Annotated in this window: 4 protein-coding genes; all 4 read right to left on the reverse strand. The window is 63.0% G+C overall.

What is annotated here, in order from left to right; genetic code table 11:
• Positions 1-177: 177 nt before the first annotated feature.
• Complete coding sequence (locus OXG55_00180) at positions 178-1,182, reverse strand: DUF2806 domain-containing protein (protein ID MCY4101675.1); 1,005 nt, start codon at positions 1,180-1,182, stop codon at positions 178-180.
• A 98-nt stretch (positions 1,183-1,280) separates the two neighbouring features.
• Entirely contained in the window at positions 1,281-2,930 is a 1,650-nt protein-coding gene (locus OXG55_00185) for an ADP-ribosylglycohydrolase family protein (GenBank protein ID MCY4101676.1), read from the reverse strand.
• Positions 2,927-3,610, reverse strand: coding sequence for a DarT ssDNA thymidine ADP-ribosyltransferase family protein (locus OXG55_00190; protein MCY4101677.1), 684 nt, complete (start codon positions 3,608-3,610; stop codon positions 2,927-2,929). Before OXG55_00190 ends, OXG55_00185 begins: the two co-directional genes overlap by 4 nt.
• Positions 3,607-4,980 carry a UvrD-helicase domain-containing protein gene (locus OXG55_00195; protein MCY4101678.1) on the reverse strand — a complete coding sequence of 458 codons (1,374 nt, stop codon included), beginning with the start codon at positions 4,978-4,980 and terminating at the stop codon, positions 3,607-3,609. Before OXG55_00195 ends, OXG55_00190 begins: the two co-directional genes overlap by 4 nt.
• Positions 4,981-5,236 lie beyond the last annotated feature (256 nt).

Consider the following 5,236-nt stretch of genomic DNA (forward strand, 5'->3'; position numbering starts at 1 on the left):
GACCTCGGCATCACCCACCAACACGGCGCCTTCACCCTCCACACCGCCCACTGACGCCCAAAAGCACCGCCGGCGCCCCCGCCCCGCACAAGACCCCGCCCAAACCGACCCCCCGACACCCGCCGCCGCCCCAAGCCCCGACACCGACCCCACTTGCTCAGCAGTCTCCTAGGCGGACTACGAGCCGACGACCCTCGTCATGACTAGCCCCTTTGACTCAAAGTAACTCTTCAGAGCTGTGTCGTATGCAGGTACTGATTCAAGATCAACAACTCTTGCGAGTTCGCGGCCAGACTCGGTCAGGGCGACCCCGTGCAACTTGAACTCCTGGCTCCGTTCCTGTTGCTCGGCAGCATCCAGTACCCACTTCTCGCCCTGATAAGTGAATGGCAGACGCGCGATCTGACCGGGAAGGTCCGGAACCTTTAGTCCGATACACAGCTGATAATCGAACCAAGAATTGTAGTCTGCGATGATTAGACCGTGCTCGTTGAGGACGTTTAGTTGGTCAAACGAGAGACCATATTCTCTGAGGGAGTTACTTCCTGCATTTCCATGCAGAGAAGGCGCTCGGGAGTCGAGAAAGTGGCCGTCCTGCCCCAATGAAACAGGGAGTGACACGAGCCGCCTAAACAAGTCTGCCGTTCGCTTGTTTAGATCCCTTAGGATAGCAAGGGAACGGATCGAAGTACTTCCTTGTCGGTCAGCCTCTCCAGCCAATACCTTCGCCCAGAGCAGCTGCATCTCTTCGGACGAGACATCCTGTACATAGTTGAAGAATCTAGCCGTCCAGTCATGGTCAGGTTCATGATCAGACACCTCCTCGTCGACTACCAAGTCAAGTGACTTCTGGACAACACTTGAGATATTCCGACAGCGTCTCTCCTCTTGGAACAAGACTTTCTGATCAATGATCTCCCCTATGTTCAGTTCGGTCTGCATAATCTGGCTATCTGACTCGACTAGCTTCCGAGCTTCCTCATGACCAGATGTGAGGATTGACAGAGCGCGTGACTGTGCCTCAGCGCGGACAGCGAGAACCTCTGCCTCACCTCGCGCTTCTATCATCTTGGCGTTAGCCTCCTTACGCGCCTTCCAACTTGACAGCATTGGTCCCGCTACACTGCCGATACCGCTAACGGCGTATTCGATAATCTTGCCCGCGGCTGGTATCCACTCCATTACTTACCTCTCACGCTGATCCAGTCTCGGTGACGATATCGTTCAGTCGGTCGGCACCATTTCGCCTGCCTAGCCACGCCCCTGAGGAATCCGCAGATTCAACTCCGCAGGTCGTCACGCAATTCCGTCACAAGAGCAACGAGATCGTCGAGAGTGCCTTTCTCGGCAACCCGTCGAACGGTGCGGCCGATTGCACCATCCTGATCGATCCACTTCCGCGCATACTTGAGTGCACTCTCCAACTCAATGCTGCTCAACGAAGTAGCGGTCGATCGTTTGCCGACATCGCTGAGGGATTCGGCTATTGGGTCGCGTTGAGTTGCGGTTCCCAGCACCGCTGGTGCGATAAGGGCGTTGCCAATCTTCGACGATCCCAGTTCCGGGCGGCGCTTGATGAGGAGTGTCTGCCCAAACTCGGTTCTGACCCATTGCCAGGCGAAGTCCTTGCTGGATGTCCACGACATGTCGGGCGGGAGTTTGGTCACGGTGCCGAGGCCCTCTACAGCCAGTTGGTCGTCGGCCCGCACCAGTGCGTCCGCTTGGGCCTGGGGGGCGGTCCAAGTCAGGATGTCCGGGTACGAGTGGCCGGCAGTTGTAGCTCCTTGCGAGACGGACACCAGCCGGTCGGCCTCGTGCAACAGGTAGTCGGTGTCGAGGGGTTTCTCCGGGGGTTCGGTCGCGACATCACAAGCCCCCAGCAGCGCTCCCGCCATCGTCGCGATTGTGTCGGTGTCGGTCCCGATCTCGTTCGCCGCGACCACAGCGGCGTCGTGGGGGCCCACCGCGGCCGCAGCCAGTGCGACTGCGGCGACGGGAGTGAGAATCCCGCTGCCCCGTTGCTCCTTGTCCCTAAGCCCGAGTCGGTCGGAGATTCCTCGGTACACGTCGGGAGTGCTTTCTGCGCCATTGGTGCTATCTGCCACTCGGCCGATCGCATTGCACAACTCATCGACGGTTCCTCGCCACGCGTCGCGTAGTCGCTTGCCGGTTTCCTGCTCCCAGAGGACGACCCAAGTGGGTCCGAGAGACCGGTGATCCTCGATCAGTGAGGGGGCGTCAGTGAGCCCGACGGCAATTGCCTCCCACCGATTGGGGTCGGGGACGGTCCCGTAGCGCAGGCAGTGCGCGAGGGTCGCCGCATGGAAGCACGCCCCGACGATGGCGCGAGGATGTCCGTGGGTGCAGACACTGTCGGTGATCACGTCGAGCATGTAGTCGCCATCAAGTTCCGATGAGGCCCACACGTGCGGCTGCACCCGCATCGCCGCTCCGTTCCCGCCGGCGTCAGCCCACCCTCGGAAGGTGTTGGCGTACCACAACACCTTCGGCTTGCCGAGATTCGCGGCCGCCGCCTTGGTGGCTCGGCCGCCGCCGAGGGCGTACGACCGCCAGATCGGCACTTCGACGCGCGCGAACGCCTCGACGTCGAAGCCATGGCAACCGATCGCCCGACTCACGGCCATCCGCAGTTGGGTGTCATCGGACCAGCAGCCGGCGGGCAACTCGACTTCGACTCCTCCACGCCCGCCGACCCGTCGCGTCCATGCCATGAGGCGGTCGAGGGCGGCCCCATGCGTCCTCCGGGCGAGAGCCTTCTCGGTGACGAGTTCGCTGATGAAACCGAGCGCGTCGGCGTAGGCGGCCCACAACATCGAGTTTCGGGTTCGCACCGTGCGGGCGTCGCCGCCGTGACCGCGCGCGTCGAACCAGGTCAATTGCTCGTGGGAGGGCCGATCTGTCAGCGTCATCGGAACGCCCCTGGTAATTCAGCGATCTCGGAAGGATGCGGAAAGGTGGCCTTAGCGGCGATCACGGCCTCATAGGTCTCCTCATCTCTCACGGTGACCGTGTGGAGATGGTCGAGGGACAGCTCGAACGGGTACAGAACCTCCGCCTGAGGGTCGGTGGTCCGATCCGACTCGTATGCGAAGCGGAAGTGGACGTCCCCGTAGTGGCCCCACGGCACCCTTTCGGCGAACATCTGCTCGAAGCCCTGGAGGCCGCCGCAGCGGTGGGCGACCTCGTAGGCGTTATTCGTCGTGCAGAACACCACACCGGGGTCACCGAGAATCTCCGGGTCGAACTCAAGGATCACCCACTGGGCGTCCGGGTGCTGCCGCTCGGAGAACTGGAACATGCGCCTGTTGATCGCTGTCACCGACATGTTGATGTAGTCGTGCCAGAGTACGTCACGACTCCTGTCCGGGGCGTTCTCCTCGGCGACGTACTGCAACCGTGTATCGCGCATCAGGTCGCGCCGGGCCTTGACAGCCGAACTGGCCAGAATCCCCTTCAGCCCAGGGATGCCGGTGAAGTGCACGATGCTGGTGATCCCACGAGCGACGGCAGCTTCGACGACATCCGGACACCAAGGGGCCTTGCGCACCTCGTCGGCGGTCTGCGGCATAGCCTCAGGCGCCCACGTCATGACGTGTCCACCTTGACCAACTCGTACGTGGCGGGATCGAGCAGCCCGATCAGCGAGGACTCCTCGCCGGGCTTGTAGCCGATCATGACCGACTCGCGGGCCCGGCCCACCGCCATCGCGAGCATGCGGCGGAGCCTGTCGAGGTCCGCATCGCCTTCCTCGGCACCATGCGGCGTGACCTGCCGACTGAGTCCGGGCACGAGAACGTGGTCGAACTCGAGCCCCTTGGCCGAATGGATGGTGCAGAGCGCGACGTTCTCCGGGCCGGAGGGCCATTCGTTCTCCCTGGTCAATTCGCAGAACGGGATCCCGCGCCGGCGCAGCACCCGACGGGCCTCATCGAACCAACCACCGCCAAGGGGTTGCAGCAACGCCACGGACTCGGTGGCGAGGTCGGCGGTCCGTTCGATCCGATCCAACATGACGCGGAGTTGCGCGCTGTACTTGCCAGCGACCACGACGGGCTTGATGCCGTCGCGACGGCACGCTGTGAAGTCGGGCAGCGTGCCGTCGTCCTCGACGGGGAGGCCCTCGACGAGCGGGTGGGCGAATGCGGCAATCGCGGCTGTGTTGCGATAGTTCTCCTGCAATCGGTAGATCATCCCAGGGCGTGCGTCGATCCCGACGTCAATCCACCTGAAGAACTGCGGGTAGATGCGCTGAACAGCATCGAGGACAAACGTGGTGTTGTGCGATTCGTCCAAGTGCTGAAGAATGGCCCGGACCTGGTTGGCGGAGAAGTCCTGCGCCTCATCGACGATCACGACGTCGTAGAGCCGGTCCGGTTCGGCGTCAGCAGCCAGGAGCGCCAAATCATTCCAGTCGATCTTGCCACGCTCGGCCTTTGCTGCCGCGTACGCCGGCAGGACGTGATCCAGCAGGCGCTGGCGTACGCGACGACGGACGCTGGGGGCGCGACCTCGACCCTCTCGAGCCACCTCGAGGTACTCCGAGACGTCCCCCGGCGCGAACCGACCCAGGACGTACCCAACCTCGTGCACGAAGAAGTCAAGACTCGCGGCTGGAACGAACTCCCGGAGGTGAGGTCGGAGAAGTGCCGAGGCCTCATTGCGCCCCAGGATGCTCACGTTGCCGACCAACGATCTTGCCCATCCAGAAAAAGTGCTGATCTCGAGATCGAGCGCATCATCGTCCGGTGCCGACTCGCGGGCGAGTGCGGCGATGTACCCCTCGAGGGTGCGGTTGAACGTCAGCACCAGCACCCGCACCGGCGCGTCGAATCCGTGGCGCTGTCGGCGATCCAGCCGAACCGCAATCTGCTCCCGCAACCGCAGCAGCGCGGTGGTCGTCTTCCCACTGCCCGCTGCACCCCGGATGATGCGGAACCCCGGCCTGACATCTGCGAGCACTCTCAACTGCTCGGGGGTCGGGGTGACAGAGCGCAGAAGCCGCATCTCGAACTCCGCAGGTTGTCGGCCCCACTGCCTGGGACCACGTGGCACCAATCCTATCGCACGCGTTTCCTATCGCACGCGTTGCCTGGGGCGAGGAGCGAGCGACGGCGACGGGCCGGTGGTGGTGGTGCTGCACGGGGTGTTGATGGGTGGCTACCTGGGGGATCGCTACCGCTGCGTCGTCCCGGAGTTGCCGTTCGGCGCGCACAGC

The sequence above is a fragment of the bacterium genome (assembly GCA_026708055.1).
Taxonomy (GTDB): domain Bacteria; phylum Actinomycetota; class Acidimicrobiia; order Acidimicrobiales; family CATQHL01; genus VXNF01.